The organism is Rhodanobacter sp. FDAARGOS 1247 (assembly GCF_016889805.1).
Lineage (GTDB): Bacteria > Pseudomonadota > Gammaproteobacteria > Xanthomonadales > Rhodanobacteraceae > Rhodanobacter.
The window spans coordinates 3,463,243-3,488,250 of sequence record NZ_CP069535.1 but is presented as its reverse complement, the minus strand read 5'-3'; the positions used below and the strand labels follow the sequence as shown (position 1 = coordinate 3,488,250).

Annotated in this window: 19 protein-coding genes, 2 tRNA genes and 3 rRNA genes; 19 read left to right on the top strand and 5 right to left on the bottom strand. The window is 63.9% G+C overall.

Annotated features, from left to right (window positions below):
- Positions 1-71: 71 nt before the first annotated feature.
- Positions 72-1,349 carry a 6-phosphofructokinase gene (locus I6J77_RS15875; RefSeq protein ID WP_204109778.1) on the bottom strand — a complete coding sequence of 426 codons (1,278 nt, stop codon included), beginning with the start codon at positions 1,347-1,349 and terminating at the stop codon, positions 72-74.
- Between the two features lie 192 nt (positions 1,350-1,541).
- Between I6J77_RS15875 and I6J77_RS15870 the strand changes: the two genes are divergently transcribed.
- The 6 genes from I6J77_RS15870 to I6J77_RS15845 all read left to right on the top strand — a co-directional run bounded on the left by I6J77_RS15870 (position 1,542) and on the right by I6J77_RS15845 (position 6,932).
- On the top strand, positions 1,542-2,126 hold the full coding sequence (locus I6J77_RS15870) for an adenylate kinase (RefSeq protein WP_204109777.1): 585 nt from the start codon (positions 1,542-1,544) through the stop codon (positions 2,124-2,126).
- A gap of 44 nt (positions 2,127-2,170) precedes the next feature.
- Positions 2,171-3,616: a UDP-N-acetylmuramate:L-alanyl-gamma-D-glutamyl-meso-diaminopimelate ligase gene (gene mpl, locus I6J77_RS15865; protein ID WP_204109776.1), complete on the top strand. Its 1,446-nt coding sequence runs from the start codon at positions 2,171-2,173 to the stop codon at positions 3,614-3,616.
- A gap of 45 nt (positions 3,617-3,661) precedes the next feature.
- Positions 3,662-4,270 (top strand): LON peptidase substrate-binding domain-containing protein, encoded by a 609-nt coding sequence (locus I6J77_RS15860; RefSeq protein ID WP_056768311.1) that lies wholly within the window; start codon positions 3,662-3,664, stop codon positions 4,268-4,270.
- 55 nt (positions 4,271-4,325) lie between these two features.
- Entirely contained in the window at positions 4,326-5,144 is an 819-nt protein-coding gene (locus I6J77_RS15855; protein WP_204109775.1) for an NAD(P)-dependent oxidoreductase, read from the top strand.
- Positions 5,145-5,260: 116 nt separating this feature from the next.
- A complete protein-coding gene (locus I6J77_RS15850; protein WP_204111518.1) occupies positions 5,261-6,487 on the top strand; it encodes an acetylornithine/succinylornithine family transaminase in 1,227 nt (408 codons plus the stop codon).
- Between the two features lie 25 nt (positions 6,488-6,512).
- A complete protein-coding gene (locus tag I6J77_RS15845) occupies positions 6,513-6,932 on the top strand; it encodes a lactoylglutathione lyase (RefSeq protein ID WP_204109774.1) in 420 nt (139 codons plus the stop codon).
- A 1-nt stretch (position 6,933) separates the two neighbouring features.
- Here the strand turns inward: I6J77_RS15845 and hemL are convergent, their stop codons facing one another.
- On the bottom strand, positions 6,934-8,217 hold the full coding sequence (gene hemL / locus I6J77_RS15840) for a glutamate-1-semialdehyde 2,1-aminomutase (protein ID WP_204109773.1): 1,284 nt from the start codon (positions 8,215-8,217) through the stop codon (positions 6,934-6,936).
- Positions 8,214-8,840 carry a thiamine phosphate synthase gene (gene thiE, locus I6J77_RS15835; RefSeq protein ID WP_056718064.1) on the bottom strand — a complete coding sequence of 209 codons (627 nt, stop codon included), beginning with the start codon at positions 8,838-8,840 and terminating at the stop codon, positions 8,214-8,216. Before thiE ends, hemL begins: the two co-directional genes overlap by 4 nt.
- 125 nt (positions 8,841-8,965) lie before the next feature.
- Between thiE and I6J77_RS15830 the strand changes: the two genes are divergently transcribed.
- Positions 8,966-9,160: a rubredoxin gene (locus I6J77_RS15830; protein ID WP_040672978.1), complete on the top strand. Its 195-nt coding sequence runs from the start codon at positions 8,966-8,968 to the stop codon at positions 9,158-9,160.
- Positions 9,161-9,377: 217 nt separating this feature from the next.
- Here I6J77_RS15830 and I6J77_RS15825 read toward each other — a convergent pair whose 3' ends face one another.
- Positions 9,378-9,830: a DUF192 domain-containing protein gene (locus I6J77_RS15825; protein WP_204109772.1), complete on the bottom strand. Its 453-nt coding sequence runs from the start codon at positions 9,828-9,830 to the stop codon at positions 9,378-9,380.
- A 475-nt stretch (positions 9,831-10,305) separates the two neighbouring features.
- Here I6J77_RS15825 and I6J77_RS15820 point away from each other — a divergent pair.
- From I6J77_RS15820 to glpK, 7 genes are all read left to right on the top strand, one after another.
- Positions 10,306-11,850 (top strand): 16S ribosomal RNA (locus I6J77_RS15820).
- A 197-nt stretch (positions 11,851-12,047) separates the two neighbouring features.
- Positions 12,048-12,124: transfer RNA gene (locus I6J77_RS15815), tRNA-Ile, on the top strand.
- Between the two features lie 18 nt (positions 12,125-12,142).
- A tRNA-Ala gene (locus I6J77_RS15810) sits at positions 12,143-12,218 on the top strand.
- 211 nt (positions 12,219-12,429) lie between these two features.
- Positions 12,430-15,311: ribosomal RNA gene (locus I6J77_RS15805) — 23S ribosomal RNA — on the top strand.
- Positions 15,312-15,506: 195 nt separating this feature from the next.
- A 5S ribosomal RNA gene (gene rrf, locus I6J77_RS15800) occupies positions 15,507-15,620 on the top strand.
- The 16S, 23S and 5S rRNA genes sit together here with 2 tRNA genes alongside, the layout of an rRNA operon.
- 285 nt (positions 15,621-15,905) lie before the next feature.
- Positions 15,906-16,469: a TIGR00645 family protein gene (locus I6J77_RS15795; RefSeq protein WP_056764554.1), complete on the top strand. Its 564-nt coding sequence runs from the start codon at positions 15,906-15,908 to the stop codon at positions 16,467-16,469.
- An 85-nt stretch (positions 16,470-16,554) separates the two neighbouring features.
- Complete coding sequence (gene glpK / locus I6J77_RS15790) at positions 16,555-18,054, top strand: glycerol kinase GlpK (protein WP_204109771.1); 1,500 nt, start codon at positions 16,555-16,557, stop codon at positions 18,052-18,054.
- A gap of 58 nt (positions 18,055-18,112) precedes the next feature.
- Here glpK and I6J77_RS15785 read toward each other — a convergent pair whose 3' ends face one another.
- Entirely contained in the window at positions 18,113-19,048 is a 936-nt protein-coding gene (locus I6J77_RS15785; protein WP_204109770.1) for a carbohydrate kinase family protein, read from the bottom strand.
- A gap of 275 nt (positions 19,049-19,323) precedes the next feature.
- Here I6J77_RS15785 and I6J77_RS15780 point away from each other — a divergent pair, with 275 nt between their 5' ends.
- The 5 genes from I6J77_RS15780 to rodA are packed head-to-tail and all read left to right on the top strand — an operon-like array spanning position 19,324 to position 24,923.
- The gene (locus I6J77_RS15780; protein WP_007810448.1) at positions 19,324-20,370 is read left to right on the top strand and encodes a rod shape-determining protein; all 1,047 of its coding nucleotides are present in this window, start codon (positions 19,324-19,326) and stop codon (positions 20,368-20,370) included.
- Between the two features lie 15 nt (positions 20,371-20,385).
- Positions 20,386-21,333, top strand: a complete 948-nt coding sequence (gene mreC / locus I6J77_RS15775) for a rod shape-determining protein MreC (RefSeq protein ID WP_204109769.1) — start codon at positions 20,386-20,388, stop codon at positions 21,331-21,333.
- Complete coding sequence (gene mreD / locus I6J77_RS15770; protein WP_007810444.1) at positions 21,330-21,815, top strand: rod shape-determining protein MreD; 486 nt, start codon at positions 21,330-21,332, stop codon at positions 21,813-21,815. Before mreC ends, mreD begins: the two co-directional genes overlap by 4 nt.
- Before the next feature lie 16 nt (positions 21,816-21,831).
- Positions 21,832-23,811, top strand: coding sequence for a penicillin-binding protein 2 (gene mrdA / locus I6J77_RS15765; RefSeq protein WP_204109768.1), 1,980 nt, complete (start codon positions 21,832-21,834; stop codon positions 23,809-23,811).
- Positions 23,808-24,923, top strand: a complete 1,116-nt coding sequence (gene rodA, locus I6J77_RS15760; RefSeq protein ID WP_056715458.1) for a rod shape-determining protein RodA — start codon at positions 23,808-23,810, stop codon at positions 24,921-24,923. Before mrdA ends, rodA begins: the two co-directional genes overlap by 4 nt.
- Positions 24,924-25,008: the final 85 nt, after the last annotated feature.

Here is a 25,008-nt window from a genome sequence, read left to right as displayed (position 1 = left end):
CCAGCCGATTCCGGCAGGGCGGTTTCAGGTGGCGCTCAGCATCGCGAACACGGTCACAGACTCCGCCCGACTCAGCGCTGGAACGGGGCCAGCTTGCGTGGCACTGCGGCGTTCTTCAGGCTTACGTAACGCGGCAGGCCGTCCCTGCCGTAGGGCAAGGGCGCCTCGCCCCGGATCAGCGGCGCCAGATAGCGCCGTGCGGCGGCGGTGATGCCGAAGCCGTCGCGGCTGATGAAACCCTTCGGCATCTTCTTCTCGCGGTTAGCGATCTTCGCCAGCGGCGCCGGTTCGATCTTCCAGCGGTACGGCGCATCGGACGTGCGCACGATCACCGGCATCACCGCGTTCATCCCGGCCAGCGCGTATTCCACGGCGGCCCGGCCCACGGCATGCGCCTGTTCGGTATCGACCTTCGACGCGGCGTGGCGCGCCGAGCGCTGCAGGTAGTCGGGCAGCGCCCAGTGGTATTTGTAACCGAGCTTTTCCTTCACCAGCGCGGCCAGCACCGGCGCCACGCCACCCAGTTGCGCATGGCCGAACGCATCGCGCGTGCCCGCTTCGGCGAGGAACTGGCCGGCCGCGTTGCGCACGCCTTCGGAGGCGACCACGGTGCACCAGCCCACGCGCTCGACGGTGGCCTTCACCTTGGCCAGGAAGGCCGCCTCGTCGAAGGCGTTCTCGGGGAACAGGATGATGTGCGGCGGCGCATCGGCGCCCTCGCCGGCCAGGCCCGCGGCGGCAGCGATCCAGCCGGCGTGGCGGCCCATCACTTCGAGGATGAATACCTTGGTCGAGGTCTCGGCCATCGAGGCCACGTCGAGGCTGGCCTCCAGGGTGGAGATGGCGGTGTACTTCGCCACCGAACCGAAGCCCGGACAGCAGTCGGTGACGGCCAAGTCGTTGTCCACCGTCTTCGGCACGCCGATGCAGCGGATGTCGTAGTTCATGGCCTTGCCCAACTGCGAGATCTTCAGCGCGGTGTCGGCCGAGTCGTTGCCGCCGTTGTAGAGGAACCAGCGAATGTCGTGCGCCCGGAAAACCTCGATCAGCCGCTCGTACTCGGCGCGGTTGTCGTCCAGCGATTTCAGCTTGTAGCGGCACGAACCGAACGCGCCGCCGGGCGTGTGGCGCAGCATGGCAATCGCGCTGGCCGACTCCTTCGAGGTGTCGATCAGCTCTTCGCGCAGGGCGCCAAGGATGCCGTTGCGGGCGGCGTACACCTTCACTCCCTTGCCGCGGGCCGCTTCGATCACCCCTGCCGCAGTGGCGTTGATGACGGCGGTGACGCCGCCGGACTGGGCATACAGAATGTTTCCGGCAGGGACGGGCGAACGGCGACTCGGGCTCATGGGTTCCTCGATACGGGCGATGAAGTGTTGCGCATGGTCGGCAACAAAGGTTTTGGCGACAGATACTTGCGCGTGCCTGGGGGTTGCCGCCGTTTGACGACTTGGGGTGCAGCGGCTAATTTGGCGCACAATATCCGGGATATCGGACGGACTGTTGCAGTGTGCGGCAGTACGTCGAACTTGTGGAGCATTATGCGACTCGTCCTACTTGGTGCGCCCGGCTCGGGCAAAGGTACGCAGGCAGCCCGATTGAAGACGGCGCTGGGCGTACCGCATATCTCGACCGGCGACATGCTGCGCGCCGCGGTGGCCGCGGGTACCGCGATGGGACTCAAGGCCAAGGCGGTGATGGATGTCGGCCAGCTGGTCTCCGACGACATCCTGCTCGGCATGCTGGAAGAGCGCCTGGCCCAGCCTGACGCGAAAGCCGGTTTCATCCTCGACGGCTATCCGCGCAACCTGGCCCAGGCCGATGCACTCGACCACCTGTTGGCCAAGCTCGGCCAGCCGCTGGATGCGGTGATCAAGCTGGACGTGCCGAACGACGCGATCATCGGTCGCTGCGAAATCCGCTTCAAGGCCGAAGCCCGCGCCGACGACAATCCCGACACCGTGCGCAAGCGCCTGGGCGTGTATGCCGAGCAGACCGCGCCGGTCGCCGATTTCTACGCCAGCCGCGGCAAGCTGCAGGTGGTCGATGGCGTCGGCGAGCTCGGCGAAGTCACCGCGCGGGTCGAACAGGCCCTGCACCGCGAGCCCGCTGCCGCGAACGGCTGAGCACTGCCTGCTCCGGCGGAGCGGATTTCACGGAGTCGTTCGGCATGCGCCTGCACATCCTCGGTATCTGCGGCACCTTCATGGGTGGCGTCGCCGCGCTCGCGCGTGAGCTCGGCCACACGGTCGAAGGTTCCGACGCCAACGTGTATCCGCCGATGAGCACCCAGCTGGAAGCGCTGGGTATCGGCCTGATGAGCGGCTACACCGCGCAGCACCTGCAGCCGGCGCCGGATAGGGTGGTGGTCGGCAATGCGATGGTCCGCGGCAATCCCGCCGTCGAGTACATGCTCGACGCGCGTTTGAACTACATCTCCGGCCCGCAGTGGCTGGGCGAGACGGTGCTGGCCCGGCGCGACGTGCTGGCGGTGGCCGGCACCCACGGCAAGACCACCACCACCAGCCTGCTGGCGCATCTGCTGGAGAGCGCGGGGCTGGCGCCGGGCTTCCTGATCGGCGGAGTGCCGGGGAATTTCGGGGTGTCGGCACGGCTTGGAGGCAAGCAGATCTGCGCGGGTCCCGAATCCTCATCCGGCGCTGCGCGCCACCTTCTCCCGGAGGAAGCAGGATCTTTGGAGCGGTCTTCGACCGCGCCTTTTGTCATTGAAGCGGACGAATACGACACCGCGTTCTTCGACAAGCGCTCGAAGTTTGTGCACTACCGTCCGCGCATCGCCATCCTCAACAACCTCGAATACGACCATGCGGACATCTTTCCCGACGTGGCCGCGATCCAGCGCCAGTTCCATCATCTGGTGCGCACGGTGCCCGGCAACGGCCGGCTGATCGTCAACGCGCACGACGAGCGCCTGGCCGAAGTGCTGGCGATGGGTTGCTGGACGCCGGTGGAAACCTTCGGCATCGGCCGCGGCGACTGGCAGGCCAGCCTGATCGAGGCGGATGGCTCGGCCTTTGCCGTGCATCATCGTGGCGTACGGCTGGGCGAAATACGCTGGACCCTGCTCGGCCATCACAGCGTGATGAACGCGCTGGCGGCGCTGGCCGCGGCGGCTGCCGCGGGTGCCGATCCGCAAGCGCTGTTGTCCGCCTTCGCCAGCTTCGAGAGCGTCAAGCGCCGGATGGAACTGGTCGGCGAGGTGGACGGCATACGCGTCTACGACGACTTCGCCCATCATCCCACCGCGATCGCCACCACCCTGGCCGGCCTGCGCGCCAGCGTGGGAACGGCGCGCATCCTGGTGGCGCTGGAGCCGCGCTCCAATTCGATGCGCCAGGGCGCGCATGCCGAGGCGCTGGCGCCGTCGCTTGCCGACGCCGACGCCGTGGTCTTTCTGCAGCGCCCGGAATTGCCCTGGGATGCGCACCGGGTGACCGACGCGCTGGACGGTCGCGGCGCCACGGCCGCGACGGTCGATGCACTGATCGCCCATCTGCGCGGGCAGGTGCGACCGGGCGACCAGGTCGTGTTCATGTCCAACGGCGGCTTCGAGGCGGCACCGCGTCGCTTCGTGGAAAGCCTGCGCCAGGCGTGAGCGGCCGGCGGTGACCCTGCCCATCGCTGTCGTTACACTCCGGACATGGTTGCCCAGTCCCAGTCGCCGCTGATCGAGATGCCGCTGTTCCCGCTGCCTGCCGTGCTGTTTCCGGCCGGCAAGCTGCAATTGCGCATCTTCGAGCCGCGCTATATCGATCTGGTGCGCGAGTGCACGCGTTACGGCACCGGCTTTGGCGTCTGCCTGATCCTGCAGGGACAGGAAACCGGCGCCCCGGCGGTGCCTGCGGCGATCGGCACGATGGCGCACATCCATGACTTCAACACCGATGAAAGCGGCCTCCTTGGCATCATGGCCACCGGCGGCCGGCGCTTTCGGGTGGCACGAAGTCGGGCAAGATCGGACGGCCTGCTGCGCGGCGAAGTGGAAATCTGGCCGGACGAGCCGACCGTGGAAGTGCCGGTGGAGTTCGCTCTGTTGCAGAGCATCCTGGAGCGCCTGATCGAAACCATGGCGCCTCACTGGCGCGATGCGCCACGCGGCGCCTACGAGGATGCCAGCTGGCTCGGCCTGCGCCTGGCCGAACTGCTGCCGCTGGATGTCGCCGAGCAGCAATGCATGCTGGAGCTGACCGACCCCCTGCTGCGCCTGGCCGAATTGCGCGACATCCTGCCGCGTTTCCAGAAGGCATAGTCGTCACCCGCTAGACTGCCTGTCTGCACTTTCCCTTTCGAGGATTCGACACATCATGGATACGCTGGCCGGCAAGACCTTGTTCATCAGCGGCGCGTCGCGGGGCATCGGTCTGGCGATCGCGCTGCGCGCTGCGCGCGACGGCGCCAACATCGTGATCGCGGCGAAGAGCAACGTGGCCAACCCGAAACTGCCGGGCACCATCCACACAGCGGCCGCGGAGATCGAGGCGGCCGGTGGCAAGGCGCTGGCGTTGCAGGTGGACATCCGCGAGGAAGAGCAGGTGGTCGCGGCCGCCGCCCGGGCCGCCGAACATTTCGGCGGCATCGACATCGTGGTGAACAACGCCAGCGCGATCTGGCTGGCCGGCACCGCCGAGACGCCGATGAAGCGCTTCGACCTGATGCAGCAGGTGAATACCCGCGGCACCTTCCTGGTCACCCGCAGTTGCCTGCCGTACCTGAAACAGGCGGCCAATCCGCACGTGCTGATGCTGTCGCCGCCGCCGAACCTCGATCCGAAATGGTTCGCGCCGCATACCGCCTACACCATCGCCAAGTACGGCATGAGCCTGTGCGTGCTGGGCATGAGTCCGGAGTTTGCCCCGATGGGCATTGCAGTGAACGCGCTGTGGCCGCGCACGGTGATCGCCACCGCGGCGATCGGCATGATCGATGGCGTGAAGGTCGAGCATTGCCGCAAGCCCGAGATCGTCGCCGATGCCGCCCACGCCGTGCTGACCCGGCGCTCGACGGAATACACCGGCCATTTCGCGATCGACGAGGACGTCCTGCGCGAGGCCGGGATCAGCGATCTGTCCGGCTACGCCATGCAGCCGGGGGCGCCCCTGCTGCCGGACCTGTTCCTGGACTGAACCCGTGGCGCGCTGCGCCGGCTGCCCGGCCGCGGCGCCGATCGCGGCCAGGTTTCACGATGGCACGTCGCGTTTTCCACCCGGTTCGCACCGACATCAACTTTTTCGAGAACAACATGCACGAACAAGCCACCGACCTGATCGAACTGGGCAAGCGCTACTGGCTGCCGGTCTACAAGCCGCGCGAACTGGTGCTCGATCACGGCAAGGGGGCGCGGGTGTGGGATACGGAGGGCCGCGACTACGTGGACTTCGGCGCCGGCATCGCGGTGAATGCGCTCGGCCACCAGGATCCTGACCTGCTGGCCGCGTTGACCGCGCAGGCGCACAAGCTGTGGCACAGCAGCAACGTGTTCTACACCGAACCGCCGCTGCGCCTGGCCGCGGAGCTGGTGGAAGCGTCCGGCTTCGCCGAGCGGGTGTTCCTGTGCAATTCGGGTGCGGAAGCGAACGAGGCGGCGATCAAGCTGGTGCGCAAGTGGGCCGCAGCGAACGGGCGTGCGCCGGAGCGGCGGAACATCCTCACGTTCTTCGGCTCGTTCCACGGACGCACCCTGGCTACCGTCACCGCCACCGCGCAACCGAAATACCAGGAGGGCTACGAGCCCCTGCCGGCGGGCTTCGTGTACGCCGCGTTCAACGACGTCGATGCGCTTGAGGCAGCCTTCGCCGACCACGACATCGCGGCGGTGATGCTGGAGCCGATCCAGGGCGAAGGTGGCGTGCTGCCTGCGGCACCCGGCTTCCTGCGGCGCGTCCGCGAATTGTGCGATGCGCACGACGCCTTGCTGGTGCTGGACGAGATCCAGTGCGGCATGGGCCGCACCGGCTCACTCTTCGCCCATGCCCATGACGGCGTCACGCCGGACATCGTGACCCTGGCCAAGGCGCTGGGCAGCGGATTTCCGATCGGCGCGATGCTGGCCGGCCCCAGGGTGGCCGAGGTGATGCAGTACGGCGCGCACGGCACCACCTTCGGTGGCAACCCGATGGCGGCGGCGGTCGCCCGCGTCGCGCTGGCCAAGCTGGGTTCGCCCGCGGTGCTGGCCAATGTGGAGCGGCAGGCGAACGACCTGCGCGCCGGCCTCGCCCGGATCAATCACGAGTTGAACCTGTTCGACGAAGTGCGCGGACGCGGCCTGATGATCGGTGCGGTGCTGGCCGAGGCGCATCGGGGCAAGGCGGCGGCGATCCTCGATCATGCCGCGGCGCATGGCCTGCTGCTGTTGCAGGCCGGGCCCGACGTGCTGCGCTTCGTGCCACCGCTGACGATTGCCGACGAGGAACTGGCCGATGGCCTGGCCCGTCTGCACGCGGCCTTGAGCGATTTCGCGGCAAGCTGACACACCTGAACATCCGGAGCCGGCAATGAAATATCTGCACAGCATGGTGCGCGTGCGCGACCTCGATGCGTCGCTGCGTTTCTACTGCGAGGGGCTGGGGCTGCGCGAAGTGCGCCGCAAGGAAGTGCCCGAGGGCAAGTTCACCCTGGTGTTCCTGTCCGCGGCGGAGAGCCCGGAGGCCGAGATCGAGCTGACCCACAACTGGGGTTCGCAGGAAGACTACGGTTCGGCGCGCAACTTCGGCCATCTCGCGTTTCGCGTCGATGACATCTACGCCACCTGCCAGCGCCTGCAGGACATGGGTTACACCATCCATCGCCCGCCGCGCGACGGCCACATGGCCTTCGTGCGTTCGCCCGACCTGATCTCGGTCGAGCTGTTGCAGGAAGGCCATTTGCCGCCGCGTGAGCCGTGGGCCTCGATGCCGAACACCGGCAGCTGGTGAATCAGCCCTTCGCCTCGCGCAGGGCGCCGCGGGCGGCTTCCAGTGTGTCGGCGATGTCCTGGTCGCTGTGCGCGCTGGACATGAAACCGGCTTCGAACGCGGAAGGGGCGAGGTACACGCCACGCTTCAGCATGCCGTGGAAGAAGCGGTTGAACAGGGCGCTGTCCGCTGCGGTGGCTTGCGCGTAGGTCGTCACTTTCTCCGCGGTGAAGAACAGGCCGAACATGCCGCCGACACGATTGGTGCTGAAGGCCACGCCTTCGCCATCGGCGACCGACTGGAAACCGTCGGTCAGCAGGCGCGTGCGTGCGGCCAGCCTGTCATGGAAGCCGGGTGCCTGGATCAGCTCCAGCATGGCCAGGCCCGCAGCCATCGCCACGGGATTTCCGCTCAGCGTTCCAGCCTGGTAGATCGGCCCGGCCGGTGCGATCTGCTCCATCAGTTCGCGCTTGCCGCCATAGGCGCCCACCGGCATGCCGCCGCCGATGATCTTGCCGAAGGTGGTCAGGTCGGGCGTCACGCCGTAATGCGCCTGCGCGCCGCCGAGCGCCACGCGGAAGCCGGTCATCACCTCGTCGAAGATCAGCAGCGCACCGGACTGCGTGCACAGCTCGCGCAGACCCTGCAGGTAACCGTCGAGCGGGGCGATGCAGTTCATGTTGCCTGCGACGGGCTCGATGATCAGGCCCGCGATCTCGTGTCCCTGCTCGGCGAACAGCGCCCTGGCCGCATCCAGATCGTTGTAGGGGAGGGTCAGCGTGAGGTCGGCATTGGCCTTGGGCACGCCCGGCGAGGTCGGCACGCCGAAGGTCAGCGCACCGGAACCGGCCTTGACCAGGAAACTGTCGCCATGGCCGTGGTAGCAGCCTTCGAACTTCACGATCTTGCTGCGGCCGGTGGCGCCGCGGGCGAGGCGGATCGCCGACATGGTCGCCTCGGTGCCGGAGTTGACCATGCGCACCATGTCGATGGAAGGGATCAGGCGCGTGATCGTTTCGGCCATCACGACTTCGGCCGGGCATGGCGTACCGAACGACAGGCCGTGCCGGATCGCGCGTTCCACCGACTCGCGCACCGCCGGATGGTTGTGGCCGACGATCATCGGGCCCCAGGAACCCACGTAGTCGATGTAGCGATGGCCCTCGACGTCCCACAGGTACGCGCCATCCGCACGCTCCGTGAAGAACGGCTCGCCGCCCACGGATTTGAATGCGCGCACTGGCGAGTTCACGCCGCCGGGCATCAATTGCCGGGCACGCTGGAAGAGTTCGTGGTTGGTCGTCATGCGGATTCCCGATCGGAGGAGTACAGGTCGTCGAAGCGTCGTGCGGCGGCGCGAACGTCGGTGGCGGCAAGCACCGACGCCACGGCGGCCAGGTAGTCCGCACCCGCTTCAACCAGTGGCCGCCCATTGTCCGGCGTGATGCCACCGATCGCCACCCGCGCTATGCCCAGCGCGGCGCTTTGCCTCAGCAGGTCGATCGGCGCCAGTGACGCCAACGGCTTGGTCGACGACGGAAAGAACGCACCGAACGAGACGTAGCTGGCGCCGGCGCGGGCCGCCGCTTCCGCCCGCGGCAGCGAGTCGTAGCAGGAGACACCGATGATCGCCTGCGGCCCCAGGGCCTCGCGTACCGCCGCCGGGTCGTCGTCGTCGCGACCGAGGTGCACGCCGTCTGCACCCACTTCCATGGCCAGGGCGATGTCGTGGTCGATGATCAGCGGAACATGGTGCGCCCGACAAAGCGCCGCAAGCGCGCTGGCCTCGGCATGGCGACGTTGCGCATCACGGCCGAGATCCCGGTATTGCAGCATCCGGGCACCACCTTCCAGCGCCAGCGCGGTGGCTTCGAGCAAGTCTGCCCGTGGCCCGTTCGTGATGGCATACAGTCCGCGCCGGGTCGGCATTCCGCGTGTATTCAAGTGGCGACCTCATGTCGGCAAGTCAGGTGGGTGCGTCCGACCCGCGCTTTCGTATTCGCGGTCGAGTTGCGAGAATGGGCAATTATCCTGCGATTCGAAGAAATCCGATCATGAGCCAGAGTTCCAGCGAGACCGCCGTCCGCAAATGGATGTGTGTTGTGTGTGGTTACATTTACGACGAAGCCATCGGCGTGCCCGATGAGGGCATTCCTGCCGGCACCCGTTGGGAAGACGTGCCCGATACCTGGACGTGTCCGGATTGCGGCACCACCAAGGACGACTTCGAGATGATCGAGCTCGACTGAGCGCCGATTCCCGCCAGCAAACGGCCCGATTCCGTCAGCGCACTGACCGGGCCGCCTGCTTTGATGTTCCTGCGCCCGGTCCGCGGCGCGCCATGCGGGAGCATCTCATGCAGCAGTTCATTCCCTTTGAAGACGACTGGGACGCACTGGAGAACCTGCGTCCCGAAGATCTGGTTCCCTATCGCATCGGCATGCTCGACACGCCCCGTGCGGCGGTTCAGCGCACCGCACCTAGCTCGCCGTCGATCTTCAGCACGTCGCCCGCCTTGAAGCCCATTCGCTGCGAGGTGCCTGCCGGCAGTTCCAGCACATAGATTGCCGGCGCGGCGCTCGGATAGACCGGGCAGGGATCGGCCTTGCAGGGTGGTACATCCTGCTGCACCGAAACCAGCCGCTTTTGCTCGTCGAAGTACAGGATGTCCAGCGGAATGAGCGTGTTCTTCATCCAGAAGGCCTGCGGGCCGATCGCTGGAAACGCAAACAGCATGCCGTGATCGGCCGCCAGCGTGGTGCGCATCATCAGGCCACGCTGGCGACTGGCATCGTCGGTGGCCAGTTCGACCGAGAACCGATGGCCGTCCAGTTCAACCGTGGTCGCAGCTTCATGTGTCCTCGCGCTGCAGGAGCAGACAGCCAGCAGGAACGGGATCGTGGTCAGCCATCGTTTCATCACGTACTCATCCGGTGTGGAAGGTTGCAGGCCAGTGTAGTGCGGCATGGAAAGCCCGCCATGAGGAAATGAAGTAGCGAAAAAGTTGCGCGACCCCCTTCCAAGATCGGTTGCCGGGCGCTATGATTCTCCCCCCTTCGACGAGACGTCCTGCTGCGAAGGTTCCTGCTTCAAACAATCTCGAAAAAGCTATCACGAGGGTGTTGACGGAGAGGAAAAGCGATGTAGAATGGGCGGCTCACCTAGGACGAAACGTCTTGGGGCGCAAACCGGAAACGGGATGCAAGCGAACGATCTTTGACAGTGTGCGCAGGTGAATTGTGTGGACGTCTTGTGTTGAATGGGTCACGACCTGTCCAAGCAATGCAAGCGTCCCACCAAGTAAAAAGTCAGTAATGAGTTTTGATTGGTTGGGAACAACGCTTCAGAAAGATAGATCATCCATCGCTGCAAGGTGATGACATGGTCGAAAACTTAAGTGAAGAGTTTGATCCTGGCTCAGATTGAACGCTGGCGGCATGCCTAACACATGCAAGTCGAACGGCAGCACAGCAGAGCTTGCTCTGTGGGTGGCGAGTGGCGGACGGGTGAGTAATGCATCGGGACCTACCCAGACGTGGGGGATAACGTAGGGAAACTTACGCTAATACCGCATACGTCCTACGGGAGAAAGCAGGGGACCTTCGGGCCTTGCGCGGTTGGACGGACCGATGTGCGATTAGCTAGTTGGTAGGGTAATGGCCTACCAAGGCGACGATCGCTAGCTGGTCTGAGAGGATGATCAGCCACACTGGGACTGAGACACGGCCCAGACTCCTACGGGAGGCAGCAGTGGGGAATATTGGACAATGGGCGCAAGCCTGATCCAGCAATGCCGCGTGTGTGAAGAAGGCCCTCGGGTTGTAAAGCACTTTTATCAGGAACGAAATACCACGGGTTAATACCCTATGGGGCTGACGGTACCTGAGGAATAAGCACCGGCTAACTTCGTGCCAGCAGCCGCGGTAATACGAAGGGTGCAAGCGTTAATCGGAATTACTGGGCGTAAAGGGTGCGTAGGCGGTTCGTTAAGTCTGTCGTGAAATCCCCGGGCTCAACCTGGGAATGGCGATGGATACTGGCGAGCTAGAGTGTGTCAGAGGATGGTGGAATTCCCGGTGTAGCGGTGAAATGCGTAGAGATCGGGAGGAACATCAGTGGCGAAGGCGGCCATCTGGGACAACACTGACGCTGAAGCACGAAAGCGTGGGGAGCAAACAGGATTAGATACCCTGGTAGTCCACGCCCTAAACGATGCGAACTGGATGTTGGTCTCAACTCGGAGATCAGTGTCGAAGCTAACGCGTTAAGTTCGCCGCCTGGGGAGTACGGTCGCAAGACTGAAACTCAAAGGAATTGACGGGGGCCCGCACAAGCGGTGGAGTATGTGGTTTAATTCGATGCAACGCGAAGAACCTTACCTGGCCTTGACATGTCCGGAATCCTTGAGAGATCGAGGAGTGCCTTCGGGAATCGGAACACAGGTGCTGCATGGCTGTCGTCAGCTCGTGTCGTGAGATGTTGGGTTAAGTCCCGCAACGAGCGCAACCCTTGTCCTTAGTTGCCAGCGAGTAATGTCGGGAACTCTAAGGAGACTGCCGGTGACAAACCGGAGGAAGGTGGGGATGACGTCAAGTCATCATGGCCCTTACGGCCAGGGCTACACACGTACTACAATGGTCGGTACAGAGGGTTGCAATACCGCGAGGTGGAGCCAATCCCAGAAAGCCGATCCCAGTCCGGATCGGAGTCTGCAACTCGACTCCGTGAAGTCGGAATCGCTAGTAATCGCGGATCAGCTATGCCGCGGTGAATACGTTCCCGGGCCTTGTACACACCGCCCGTCACACCATGGGAGTGGGTTGCTCCAGAAGGCGTTAGTCTAACCGCAAGGAGGACGACGCCCACGGAGTGGTCCATGACTGGGGTGAAGTCGTAACAAGGTAGCCGTATCGGAAGGTGCGGCTGGATCACCTCCTTTCAAGTAATAGACGGCGTGAGTCATCACGCAAGACGTCCACACAAGACACCTGTACTTCACGCGACATCCTGTCGCGAAGAGCGTAGATCAAGACCGTCCATCCATGGACGGACTCTTCATCAACAGCGACTTCGAATCTGGGCCCAGGCGGTTTGTCCAGGTAGTTTGGCTCGCGGGTTCTGGGGTTCATCCTTCATGGGTCTGTAGCTCAGGTGGTTAGAGCGCACCCCTGATAAGGGTGAGGCCGGTGGTTCGAGTCCACCCAGACCCACCATTATGCCAAGGTTTCCTTGGGGCCTTAGCTCAGCTGGGAGAGCACCTGCTTTGCAAGCAGGGGGTCGTCGGTTCGATCCCGACAGGCTCCACCAAGGTTCGATCTGACGCGTGAAGTATCAGCACACACAAGATTTGTTGAAATCATCCGGCATTGAGGCCGGCGTGATGTTCTTTGAAAACAAGTAAACGAGTGACAAGCGTCTTGGTTCGAAACCGAACCGAGGCAAGTGTTAAGGCACGAAAACGAAGTAACTTGGCTGCACCTGATGAGGGTGCATGCCCCGAGGCGACTTGGGGTTATATGGTCAAGCGACTAAGCGTATACGGTGGATGCCTTGGCAGTCAGAGGCGATGAAGGACGTGGCAGCCTGCGAAAAGTGTCGGGGAGCTGGCAACAAGCTTTGATCCGGCAATGTCCGAATGGGGAAACCCACTCCGCAAGGAGTACTGCATGGTGAATACATAGCCATGCAGGGCGAACCCGGGGAACTGAAATATCTAAGTACCCGGAGGAAAAGAAATCAACCGAGATTCCCTGAGTAGCGACGAGCGAACGGGGACTAGCCCAAAAGCACATTATGTTTTAGTCAAACGGGATGGAAAGCCCGGCCATAGATGGTGATAGCCCAGTCGACGAAAAGGCATTTTGTGTGAAATTGAGTAAGGCGGGGCACGTGAAACCTTGTCTGAACATGGGGGGACCATCCTCCAAGGCTAAATACTACTGACTGACCGATAGCGAACTAGTACCGTGAGGGAAAGGCGAAAAGAACCCCGGAGAGGGGAGTGAAATAGACCCTGAAACCGTATACGTACAAGCAGTGGAAGCCCGCAAGGGTGACTGCGTACCTTTTGTATAATGGGTCAGCGACTTACTGTCTGTGGCAAGCTTAACCGTATAGGGGAGGCGAAGAGAAATCGAGTCTGAATAGGGCGCATAGTCTCAGGCAGTAGACCCGAAACCGAGTGATCTATCCTTGGCCAGGTTGAAGGTGCGGTAACACGCACTGGAGGACCGAACCCACATCTGTTGCAATAGATGGGGATGAGCTGAGGATAGGAGTGAAAGGCTAAACAAACTCGGAGATAGCTGGTTCTCCTCGAAAGCTATTTAGGTAGCGCCTCGGACGAATCTTCCTGGGGGTAGAGCACTGTTATGGCTAGGGGGTCATCGCGACTTACCAAACCATGGCAAACTCCGAATACCAGGACAGACTATCCGGGAGACACACGGCGGGTGCTAACGTCCGTCGTGAAAAGGGAAACAACCCAGACCCGCAGCTAAGGTCCCAAAGTCATGGCTAAGTGGAAAACGATGTGGAAAGGCATAGACAGCCAGGAGGTTGGCTTAGAAGCAGCCATCCTTTAAAGAAAGCGTAATAGCTCACTGGTCGAGTCGGTCTGCGCGGAAGATTTAACGGGGCTAAGCCATGCACCGAAGCTCGGGGTGTGCACATTTATGTGTACGCGGTAGAGGAGCGTTCCGTAAGCCTGTGAAGGTGTGTTGTAAAGCATGCTGGAGGTATCGGAAGTGCGAATGCTGACATGAGTAACGATAATGGGGGTGAAAAGCCCCCACGCCGAAAGCCCAAGGTTTCCTCGCGCAACGTTCATCGGCGCAGGGTGAGTCGGCCCCTAAGGCGAGGCAGAAATGCGTAGTCGATGGGAAGCAGGTTAATATTCCTGCACTTTTCTTAAGTGCGATGTGGGGACGGAGAAGGTTAGGTCTACCGGGCGTTGGTTGTCCCGGGGAAAGGCGGTAGGCATGGGTCTTAGGCAAATCCGGGACCCTTTATGCCGAGCACCGAGACGAGCCCTATTGGGCGAAGTGACTGATACCACGCTTCCAGGAAAAGCCACTAAGCTTCAGCTTAAGAAAAACCGTACCGTAAACCGACACTGGTAGGCAGGGTGAGAATCCCAAGGCGCTTGAGAGAACTCGGGTGAAGGAACTAGGCAAAATGGCACCGTAACTTCGGGAGAAGGTGCGCCCTTCGACGTGGTCACATGCGTGACTGAGCGTTGAAGGGTCGCAGTAACCTGGCCGCTGCGACTGTTTATCAAAAACACAGCACTCTGCAAACACGAAAGTGGACGTATAGGGTGTGACGCCTGCCCGGTGCTGGAAGGTTAATTGATGGGGTCAGCCGCAAAGCGAAGCTCTTGATCGAAGCCCCAGTAAACGGCGGCCGTAACTATAACGGTCCTAAGGTAGCGAAATTCCTTGTCGGGTAAGTTCCGACCTGCACGAATGGCGTAACGACAGCGGCGCTGTCTCCACCCGAGACTCAGTGAAATTGAATTCGCTGTGAAGATGCAGCGTTCCCGCGGCAAGACGGAAAGACCCCGTGAACCTTTACTATAGCTTTACACTGAACGTTGAGTTCTTCTGTGTAGGATAGGTGGGAGGCTTTGAAGTGCAGACGCCAGTTTGCATGGAGCCATCCTTGAAATACCACCCTGAAGTGCTTGACGTTCTAACCTCGGCCCGTAATCCGGGTCAGGGACCGTGTATGGTGGGTAGTTTGACTGGGGCGGTCTCCTCCCAAAGAGTAACGGAGGAGCACGAAGGTACGCTCAGCGCGGTCGGACATCGCGCACTGTGTGCAATGGCATAAGCGTGCTTGACTGCGAGATCGACGGATCAAGCAGGTACGAAAGTAGGTCATAGTGATCCGGTGGTTCTGTATGGAAGGGCCATCGCTCAACGGATAAAAGGTACTCCGGGGATAACAGGCTGATACCGCCCAAGAGTTCATATCGACGGCGGTGTTTGGCACCTCGATGTCGGCTCATCACATCCTGGGGCTGTAGCCGGTCCCAAGGGTATGGCTGTTCGCCATTTAAAGTGGTACGCGAGCTGGGTTCAGAACGTCGTGAGACAGTTCGGTCCCTATCTGTCGTGGGCGTTGGAGATTTGAGGGGGGCTGCTCCTAGTACGAGAGGACCGGAGTGGACGTTCCGCTGGTGTTCGGGTTGTCATGCCCATGGCATTGCCCGGTAGCTACGAACGGAAGTGATAACCGCTGAAAGCATCTAAGCGGGAAGCACGCCCCAAGATGAGATCTCCCGAGAGCTTGACTCTCCTTAAGGCACCATCAAGACTAGGTGGTTGATAGGTCAGGTGTGGAAGTGCAGCAATGCATTGAGCTAACTGATACTAATGAGCCGTGAGGCTTGACCATATAACCCCAAGACGCTTCGTTCGTTCCCCGAAGCTTGTCTGATTCGAATTTCACCTCGACGCTTGTCACTCGTTTACGATTTTTGTCGTGAGGTCCTCTCACGAAGAGCAAAACCCGCCATCCATGGCGGACTCTTCAAAAGGGCCTTGCCCCAGAGATTGAAGCTGGCGCTCCATGCGCTGCTTCAACCCCTTCCCTGGCGGCCATAGCGGCGTGGTCCCACCTGATCCCATCCCGAACTCAGAAGTGAAACGCGCATGCGCCGATGGTAGTGTGGCTTTGCCATGCAAGAGTAGGTCACCGCCAGGGGCTTTATCCTAGAAGGCCTCCCCCATCGGGGAGGCCTTCGTCTTTATCGCGTTTGAACAGTTGCGGTGGCGATCGCAGATCGCGACCCGCAACAGGTCACCGCCAGGGGCTTTATCCTGAAACACCCTCACCGGAAACGGTGGGGGTTTTTCTTTGGTGCTGTTGCGGTGGCGAACCGCAACAGGTCACCGCCACGAGGGGCAAATTGCCGCAGTGTGGACTACGCGAACGCAACTTCCTGCGTTGATCGCTAGAATCGACCGATTCCTCCCATCACGGACCCGCATGACGACTTCCAACCCAAGCCGCCTCGGCCCCTTGTCGTACCTGATCTTCTCTTCGCGCTGGTTGCAGCTTCCGCTTTACCTGGGCCTGATCGTGGCCCAGGGCATCTACGTCGTGCAGTTCCTGCGTGAGCTGTGGCATCTGGTCTCGACCACGTTGTTCCACAACGGCGTCGACGCCGGCGGGGTGGAAAGCGCCGAGGCCACGATCATGTTGACCGTGCTCGGTCTGATCGACGTGGTGATGATCTCGAACCTGCTGGTGATGGTCATCGTGGGAGGCTACGAGACCTTCGTCTCCCGTCTGCGGCTGGAAGGACATCCGGACCAGCCCGAGTGGCTGTCGCACGTGAATGCCACCGTGTTGAAGGTGAAGCTGGCGATGGCGATCATCGGCATCTCCTCGATCCACCTGCTCGCCACGTTCATCAAGGCGCGCAACATGGATGGCGAGACGATCATGTGGCAAATCCTGCTGCATCTGACTTTCGTGGTGTCGGCGGTGGCCCTCGCGTACATCGACAAGCTGACCCAGCCGGTCGGCAAGCACGCCGAGGCACACTGAGCGCGATCGATCGAATCACGGCGACCACCCATAGCGCAGACCAGTTGCTACTCTTGACCGATGGGTTCGTGTGAAGGGACGTGCGGTGGAACAGCGTTACATTTTGGCGATAGACCAGGGGACCACCAGCTCACGCGCGATGCTGTTTGACCGTGCCTGCGCGGTCGTCGGATCGGCGCAACGCGAGTTTCGACAGATCTTTCCGCAGTCCGGCTGGGTCGAACACGACCCGCAGGAGATCATGTCGAGCGTGCTGGCGACGGTGGCCGAAGTTCTGGCCCGGGTGCCGGATGCGGCGACGATGTTGGCCGGCATCGGCATCACCAACCAGCGCGAGACCACGGTGGTGTGGGACCGGCACACCGGCAAGCCGGTCTGCAACGCGATCGTGTGGCAGTCGCGGCAGAGCCTGGCGATCTGCGAGCAGCTGGAAGCGGACGGCTACGCATCACTGGTGCGCGAGAAGACCGGCCTGCTGATCGATGCGTATTTCTCCGGCAGCAAGATCCGCTGGATTCTCGATCACGTCGCCGGCGCCCGTGTCCGGGCGGAACGCGGCGACTTGCTGTTCGGCACGATCGACAGCTGGCTGATCTGGAATCTCAGCGGTGGGGCATTGCATGTCACCGACATCAGCAATGCGGCGCGGACGCTGCTGTTCGACATCCACACCGGCCAGTGGGACGACGAGCTGCTGCGCATGCTGGACATCCCGTGCAGCCTGTTGCCCCAGGTGCGCTCGTGCAGCGAGGTCTACGGCCATACCGTGGCCTTCCCCGGCGTGCCGGCCGGGGTGCCGATCAGCGGCGTGGCCGGCGATCAGCAGGCGGCGTTGTTCGGCCAGGCCTGCTTTGAACCGGGCATGGCCAAGAACACCTATGGCACCGGCTGCTTCATGCTGATGAACACGGGTACGCAGGCGGTGCCTTCGCGACACGGCTTGCTGACCACCGTGGCGTGGAAGCTGGATGGCGTCGTCGAGTACGCGCTCGAAGGCAGCATCTTCGTCGCCGGCTCGGTGGTGCAGTGGCTTCGCGATGGCTTGCGCATGCTCGAATGCGCCAGTGACTCGCAAGCCTGCGCCGAAAGCGTGGATTCCTGCGAGGGCGTGTACCTGGTGCCGGCCTTCGTCGGTCTCGGGGCGCCGTACTGGCGCAGCGACGTGCGGGGCGCGATGTTCGGCCTGTCGCGAGGCACCCGCAAGGAACACGTGGTGCGCGCTGCGCTGGAATCCATGGCCTACCAGTCGCGCGATGTGTTGTCCGCGATGGAGGCCGACGCGGGCATTCCGTTGAAGGAGTTGCGCGCCGATGGCGGAGCGATCGCCAACGACTTCATGGCGCAGTTCCAGAGTGACATGCTCGGTGTCCCGGTGCTGCGTCCGCAGGTCGCCGAGACGACGGCGCTGGGCGCGGCGTGTCTGGCAGGGCTGGCCGTGGGGTTCTGGGAAAGCCGGGCGCAGATCGCGAAGCTGTGGCGGATCGATCAGCGCTTCCAGCCATTGATGGCCGAACCCGATCGCGAGCGCCTCTACCAGGGCTGGCGCGATGCGGTGCATGCCACCATCGGCTTTCGGGTGGCCTGAAAAAAGAGGCCCCGGCGGCATGCGCGGGGCCTCGTTCTTCAAGCGGTGACGGCCGGCTTCAGTCGAGCGCGTAGCCGAACTGGTCCAGGAACTCGGCGGCGAAGTCGGCGTAGCCGAAACGCTGGTTCTGCGTGCCCGGATGTTCGACCTTGAGCGCACCCATCAGCGAAGCCATGCGACCCACGGTCGGCCAGTCCTTGCCGCGCATGATGCCGAACATCAGCCCGGCGCGATAAGCGTCGCCACAGCCGGTGGGGTCGACGATCTGCCGCTCGCGGGCCGGCGGGATGTGGTGGGTCTCGCTGCCGACGTGGATGACCGATCCGCGCGGGCCCTGGGTGACGATGTAAGCAGTCACCTTCTGCGCGATTTCCTCGGCGCTCCAGCCGGTGCGTGTCTGCAGCAGCTGCGATTCGTAATCGTTGACGATCACGTAGGTCGACTTGGCGATCATCGAGCGGAACTCTTCGCCGCTGAACAGCGGCATCGCCTGGCCCGGATCGAAGATGAAGGGCACGCCGCGTGCGGCGAACTCGTCGACATGCTGCAGCATCGCCTCGCGTCCGTCCGGCGCCACGATCGCGAAATCGATGTCGGGGATGTCGCGTACGTGGTTTTCCTGGGCGCTGGACATCGCGCCGGGATGAAACGCGGTGATCTGGTTGTTGTCCAGGTCCGTGGTGATGAAGCATTGCGGCGTGAACTGGTCGTCGAACACGCGCACGCTGTCCAGGCAGATCCCGCACTGCTCCATGTGCGCACGATACGGCGCGAAATCCTGGCCCACCGCGGCCACCGGCAGCGGATCGCCGCCGAGCAGCTTGAGGTTGTAGGCGATGTTGCCGGCGCAGCCGCCGAACTCGCGTCGCATGCGCGGCACCAGGAACGACACATTCAGGATGTGCATCTGATCGGGCAGGATGTGGTTCTTGAACTGGTCCTGGAACACCATGATGGTGTCGTAGGCCAGCGATCCGCAGATGACGGCAGACATGATGCGCGGGAGCCCCTGGGCAGAGAATGGAAAACCGTATCGCCGCGGGACGGCGCAGGCCGCACCGGACGGCCCCGGTCAAAGGGGCGATCTTAACGCCATCCGCCCGGATTGGCGACTTTCTGGCCATCCCCGAAGCTCAGCCTGCGACGCAGAAAACGTGCTTAGGGTCGTGTTGTAGAAGGATTTCTTAACGTTATTGTCCTTGCGCATGCGGGGCACGCTGACTAGACTGGCGAGCTTACTTTTTAACCAGGCCGGACCACGGCGGACTCATGTTCAAGAAGTTTCGCGGGATCTTCTCCAACGACATCTCCATCGACCTCGGCACGGCCAACACGCTGATCTACGTGCGTGGGCAGGGCATCGTGCTGAACGAACCGTCGGTGGTGGCGATCCGTCAGGATCGTGGCCCCGGTGGTCCGCGCACGATCGCGGCGGTCGGTGGCGACGCCAAGCGCATGCTCGGCCGCACGCCGGGCAATATCGCCACCGTGCGGCCGATGAAGGACGGCGTGATCGCCGACTTCACCATGACCGAGGCGATGCTGCAGCACTTCATCAAGCAGGTGCACAAGTCGCGCTTCCTGCGCCCGAGCCCGCGCGTGCTGGTGTGCGTGCCGTGCGGCTCGACCCAGGTCGAGCGCCGCGCGATCAAGGAATCGGCCGAAGGCGCCGGCGCCCGCGACGTGTTCCTGATCGAGGAGCCGATGGCCGCGGCGATCGGCGCCGGCATCCCGGTGCACGAGGCGCGTGGCGCGATGGTGCTGGACATCGGCGGCGGCACCTCCGAGGTCGCGGTGATCTCGCTGAACGGCATCGTCTACTCGCAATCCGTGCGTGTCGGCGGCGATCGCTTCGACGAGGCGATCATCAATTACGTGCGTCGCAACCATGGCACCCTGATCGGCGAATCCACCGCCGAGCGGATCAAGCTGCAGATCGGCTGTGCCTTCCCGCAAGCCGACGTCAAGGAGATCGAGATCTCCGGCCGCAACCTCGCCGAGGGCGTGCCGCGGATGTTCACGATCAACTCCAACGAGATCCTCGAGGCCCTGCACGAGCCGTTGGCCGGCATCGTGGCCGCGGTGAAGTCGGCACTGGAGCAGACTCCGCCGGAACTGTGCTCCGACGTCGCCGAGCGCGGCATCGTGCTCACCGGTGGCGGTGCCCTGCTGCGCGACCTGGACCGGTTGATCTCCGAGGAAACCGGCCTGCACGTGCAGGTGGCGGACGATCCGCTGACCTGCGTGGCGCGTGGCGGCGGCAAGGCGCTGGAGCTGATCGATCAGCACGGCAGCGACTTCTTCGCACCCGAATAAGGCGAGAGCCTGCTCATGGCGCGTGCGCGCGACGAATCCTCGCCGCTGTTCGCCGGCAATGCCGCGGGAACCCTGCGGCTGATCGTCTACCTGGCGCTGGCCATGGTGCTGATGGTGCTGGACCATCGCAATGGCTGGCTGTGGCGGCTGCGCGACACCGCGTCAGCCGTGGTCGAGCCGGTGTACCGCCTGGCTGGCCTGCCTGCCGTCGGTGTGCGCACGATGAGCGTGGCCTTCGCCGATCGCCAGCGTCTTACCGAACAGAACCAGCGTCTGCGCGAGGATCTGCTGCTGGCGAACGCCAAGCTCAACCGCATGGCGGCCGTGGCGGAACAGAACCAGCGCCTGAAGGAATTGCTGGACACGCAGCACAGCCTCGATCTCAACGTGCAACTGGCGCGGGTCATCGGTGTGGACCTCGGCGCGTATCGCTACCAGCTGACCCTGAACATGGGCGCCCGCGATGGTGTCCGGCCCGGCCAGCCGGTGATCGATGCCCACGGCGTGATGGGGCAGGTCAAGGAAGTTCTGCCGACCACCTCGGTGGTGATGCTGATCACCGATCCGGCGCATGCGATTCCGGTGGTGGTCGAGCGCACGGGCTTGCGCACCGTGGCCTACGGTTCCCGCGACGGCGACGAGCTGGCGCTGCCCACCATTCCGCTGGCGGCGGACGTGCGCGTCGGTGACAAGCTGCTCACCTCGGGCCTCGGTGGCCGCTTCCCGCCCGGCTTCCCGGTCGGCGACGTGCGCTCGGTGGCACCGGCACCCACCGGCATGTTCCTGGTCGCGCTGGCGAAGCCGGCGGCGGACATCGACCGCAGCGAGGACGTGCTGCTGCTGCATGACCAGGCCGAACCCGATGGTCCGCCCGCACCGGTCAAACCGATGGGCCCGCCCAGCCAGCTGGCGCCTGGCGCCAGTGTCGCCGCACCGGCCGCGGCCAGCGAGGTGAAGCCATGAGCCGGCAACGCCTGAGCCAGTGGTGGTTTGCCGGCACCCTGGTGTTCGCCCTGCTGTCGATGCTGGTGCCCTTGCCCGGCGTGCTGGAGCCGTTCAAGCCGTACTGGCCGGCACTGTTCCTGCTGTACTGGTCGCTGGAATCGGAGGACCGGGTCACCCTGGGGCTGGCCTTCATGATCGGACTCGGCGCCGACCTGCTCAACGGCGTGGTGCTGGGCGAACAGGCGTTGCGCCTGTGCGCGCTGGTCTTCATCGCCCTGCGTTTCCGTTCGCGGCTGCGCTTCTTCCCGATGTGGCAGCAGGCGCTGGCCGTGCTCGCGCTGTTGTTGAACGACCGCATCCTGCTGTTGCTGGTGCGGCTGCTGGCCGGTGCCTCGCTGCCGCCGGCCAGCTGGTGGATTTCGCCCTTCGTCGGTGCCGCCTTGTGGCCGTTCCTGTTCCTGCTGCTCGACGATCTGCGCGCACGGCTGCGGATCCAATGAGACATGAAGCAGTGACATGAAGATCCGGCGATCGATCAAGGACCCGCGTGGCGAAAGCCTGCTGTTCAGGCGTCGCGCCGCGGCTGCCTTCGTGCTGATCCTGCTGGGCCTGTGTCTGTTGCTGGTGCGCTTTGCCTTCCTGCAGGTGGCGCACCACGAGGAATTCGTCACCCGCTCGCAGAACAACCGGGTCAAGCCACGGGCGATTCCCCCGGCGCGCGGCCTGATCTACGACCGCAACGGCGTGCTGCTGGCCGACAACGTGCCGGCGTTCCGGCTGGAAGTGGTGCCCGAGCAGGTCAAGGACATGCCGGCATTGCTGGAACAACTGGGCCACGTGGTGCCGCTGGACCAGGACGATCTGGACGCCTTCCACAAGCAGCTCAGGCAGAGCCGGCGCTTCGAGAGCGTGCCGCTGAAGCTGCGCCTGACCGAGGACGAGATCGACCGCTTCGCGGTCAATCGCTGGCGCTTCCCCGGCGTGGACGTGGTGCCGTACCTGACCCGGCGTTATCCGCTGGGCGAAATGTTCGCCCATGTCGTGGGCTATGTCGGGCGCATCGACGCCGACGACGTGGATCGCCTCGATCCGGTCCGCTACAAGGGCACCAGCCACGTCGGCCGCAGCGGCATCGAGCGATCCTACGAAGACATGCTGCACGGCACGCCGGGCTACGAGCTGCTGGAGGTGAACGCCGACGGCCGCACCCAGCGCGTGCTGGAAACGCATGCGCCCAAGCCGGGCAAGAACCTCTACCTCAGCATCGACGTGCGCCTGCAGAAGGCCGCCGAAGAGGCGTTCGCCGGCCGGCCCGGCGCCGCGGTGGCGATCGATCCGCGCAATGGCCAGGTGCTGGCGATGGTCAGCGTGCCCACCTTCGATCCCAACCTGTTCGTCAACGGCATCAGCCAGGCCGACTACAGCGCGTTGACCAACGATCCGGAGAAGCCGCTCTACAACCGGGCGCTGCGTGGCGTCTATCCGCCAGGCTCCACCGTCAAGCCGCTGGTGGGCCTGGCTGGCCTGGAGAGCGGCATGCGTACGCCACAGGACACCGTGGTTTCCACCGGCGTGTTCTACATTCCCGGCCAGACCCGCGGCTATCGCGACGACCAGCGCGGCGGCGTGGGGCGCGTGGACCTGGCCGGCGCGATCGAGCAATCGGTCAACACCTATTTCTACAAGCTCGCCCTGGACATGGGCATCGACAAGCTCAGTGCCTACATGGCCAAGTTCGGCTTCGGCAAGCCGACCGGGATCGACCTGATCGGCGAGTCGGCCGGCGTGCTGCCCTCGCGCGAATGGAAAGCGGCCAACTCCAAACAGCCCTGGTATCCCGGAGAAACGGTCATCGCCGGCATCGGCCAGGGCTTCTGGGCGGTGACGCCGCTGCAGCTCGGCCATGCGATCGCCACCTTTGCCGGTCATGGCATTCCCTACGCCCCACGGCTGGTGATGGCGACCCGCGATGGCGTCAACGCGCCGCTGCAGCCACTGGCCAACCCGCCCAGCGGACCGTCGGTGATTCGAAAGCCGGCCGATTGGGATGCGGTCAACCTGGGCATGGAGCGGGTGATGTATGGCGAGCGGGGCACCGGACGCACGCTGGTGACCGGCTTCCCCTACCGCCTGGCCGGCAAGAGCGGCACCGCGGAGCGTTACTCGCGCACCACCAATGCCTACGACGATCGCAGCAACCTGGCCTACCTGGCCAGCCGCAACCGCGCCTGGTTCGAGGTCTACGCGCCCGCGGACAACCCGCAGATCGCGGTGGCCGTGCTGCTGGAATCCGGCGCGTGGGGCGCCAGCTCGGCCGGCCCGATCGCCCGCCAGATCCTCGACGCGTGGCTCGCCTCGCACGGCGGCGTGATTCCCGACGCGGAGCGCCTGCCGGTGTCGAACGCCGCGCCGGCAAGCGCTCCCGCCGAGGTTCCGAACGACGAGCAGGTCGAAGACATCCCGGCCCAAGCCACCTCAAGCGGAGACACGCCATGATCGAGGTGCTCTACGCGCGTGGCCGGCGCTTCCTGCGGCGGATACTGACCCGGCCCCGGATCGACCTGCCGCTGGCCCTGGGCCTGTTCGTGCTGGCGATCACCGGACTGGTCACGCTGTACAGCGCCGGCGACGCCCACCTGTCCCTGGTCGGCGGCCAGGCCGGTCGCTTCGTGCTGGGCGCAGGCCTGCTGCTGCTGGTGTCGCGCATCCCGCCTTCGGTGCTGCGCAGCTGGACGCCGTGGTTGTATGGCGGCAGCACCGCGTTGCTGGTGGTGGTGGCGATCCTCGGCGAGGGGCGCGGCTCGATCCGCTGGCTCGACCTCGGCTTCATGCGTTTCCAGCCGTCCGAACTGCTCAAGCTGACCATGCCGATGATGGTCGCCTGGTACCTGCACCCGCGCCAGTTGCCGCCGGGCTGGAAGGACATCGCCGTGGTCGGCCTGCTGATCGCGATCCCGGCCGGGCTGATCGCCGAGCAGCCGGACCTGGGCACCGCGGTGCTGGTGACCGCTGCCGGCGCCTTCGCGCTGTTCCTGTCCGGCATGGCGTGGTGGCGGATCGGCCTGCTGGTCGGCGCGGTCGCCGGCATGATCCCGGTCGGCTGGCACTTCCTGCACCAGTACCAGCGCGACCGCGTGCTGACCCTGCTCAATCCCGAATCCGATCCGCTGGGCAACGGCTGGCACATCATCCAGTCGCAGATCGCGGTGGGCTCGGGCGGCATCTTCGGCAAGGGCTGGCAACACAGCACGCAGTCGCGGCTGGATTTCCTGCCCGAGCACACCACCGACTTCATCTTCGCGGTGTTCTCCGAGGAGTTCGGCCTGGTCGGCGTGTGCGCGCTGGTGGCGCTGTACGCCTTCATCATCGGCCGCTGCCTGTGGATAGCGATGGAGGCGCGCGACACCTACTCGCGCCTGCTGGCCGGCGCGATCGGCATGAGCTTCTTCGTCTACGTCTTCGTCAACGGCGGCATGGTCGCCGGCATGCTGCCGGTGGTCGGCGTGCCGATGCCGATGATCAGCTACGGCGGCACCTCGGCCGTCTCGCTGCTGACCGGCTTCGGCGTGCTGATGTCGATCCACGCCAACCGCAAGACGCATCTCTGAACCTCGCCAGCGCACCGTCCCGTGCGTGCCCGAAGTTGCGCGCGCCTGCGTGTTAGGCTTTCGTGGACATGGTAATTCTGTGAGC

Bases quoted from the DNA above. Each gene is read 5' to 3' on its own strand.
- I6J77_RS15875 (WP_204109778.1), bottom strand. From the start codon at position 1,349: ATGAGCCCGAGTCGCCGTTCGCCCGTCCCTGCCGGAAACATTCTGTAT.
- I6J77_RS15870 (WP_204109777.1), top strand. From the start codon at position 1,542: ATGCGACTCGTCCTACTTGGTGCGCCCGGCTCGGGCAAAGGTACGCAG.
- mpl (WP_204109776.1), top strand. From the start codon at position 2,171: ATGCGCCTGCACATCCTCGGTATCTGCGGCACCTTCATGGGTGGCGTC.
- I6J77_RS15860 (WP_056768311.1), top strand. From the start codon at position 3,662: ATGGTTGCCCAGTCCCAGTCGCCGCTGATCGAGATGCCGCTGTTCCCG.
- I6J77_RS15855 (WP_204109775.1), top strand. From the start codon at position 4,326: ATGGATACGCTGGCCGGCAAGACCTTGTTCATCAGCGGCGCGTCGCGG.
- I6J77_RS15850 (WP_204111518.1), top strand. From the start codon at position 5,261: ATGCACGAACAAGCCACCGACCTGATCGAACTGGGCAAGCGCTACTGG.
- I6J77_RS15845 (WP_204109774.1), top strand. From the start codon at position 6,513: ATGAAATATCTGCACAGCATGGTGCGCGTGCGCGACCTCGATGCGTCG.
- hemL (WP_204109773.1), bottom strand. From the start codon at position 8,217: ATGACGACCAACCACGAACTCTTCCAGCGTGCCCGGCAATTGATGCCC.
- thiE (WP_056718064.1), bottom strand. From the start codon at position 8,840: ATGCCGACCCGGCGCGGACTGTATGCCATCACGAACGGGCCACGGGCA.
- I6J77_RS15830 (WP_040672978.1), top strand. From the start codon at position 8,966: ATGAGCCAGAGTTCCAGCGAGACCGCCGTCCGCAAATGGATGTGTGTT.
- I6J77_RS15825 (WP_204109772.1), bottom strand. From the start codon at position 9,830: ATGAAACGATGGCTGACCACGATCCCGTTCCTGCTGGCTGTCTGCTCC.
- I6J77_RS15795 (WP_056764554.1), top strand. From the start codon at position 15,906: ATGACGACTTCCAACCCAAGCCGCCTCGGCCCCTTGTCGTACCTGATC.
- I6J77_RS15785 (WP_204109770.1), bottom strand. From the start codon at position 19,048: ATGTCTGCCGTCATCTGCGGATCGCTGGCCTACGACACCATCATGGTG.
- I6J77_RS15780 (WP_007810448.1), top strand. From the start codon at position 19,324: ATGTTCAAGAAGTTTCGCGGGATCTTCTCCAACGACATCTCCATCGAC.
- mreC (WP_204109769.1), top strand. From the start codon at position 20,386: ATGGCGCGTGCGCGCGACGAATCCTCGCCGCTGTTCGCCGGCAATGCC.
- mreD (WP_007810444.1), top strand. From the start codon at position 21,330: ATGAGCCGGCAACGCCTGAGCCAGTGGTGGTTTGCCGGCACCCTGGTG.
- mrdA (WP_204109768.1), top strand. From the start codon at position 21,832: ATGAAGATCCGGCGATCGATCAAGGACCCGCGTGGCGAAAGCCTGCTG.
- rodA (WP_056715458.1), top strand. From the start codon at position 23,808: ATGATCGAGGTGCTCTACGCGCGTGGCCGGCGCTTCCTGCGGCGGATA.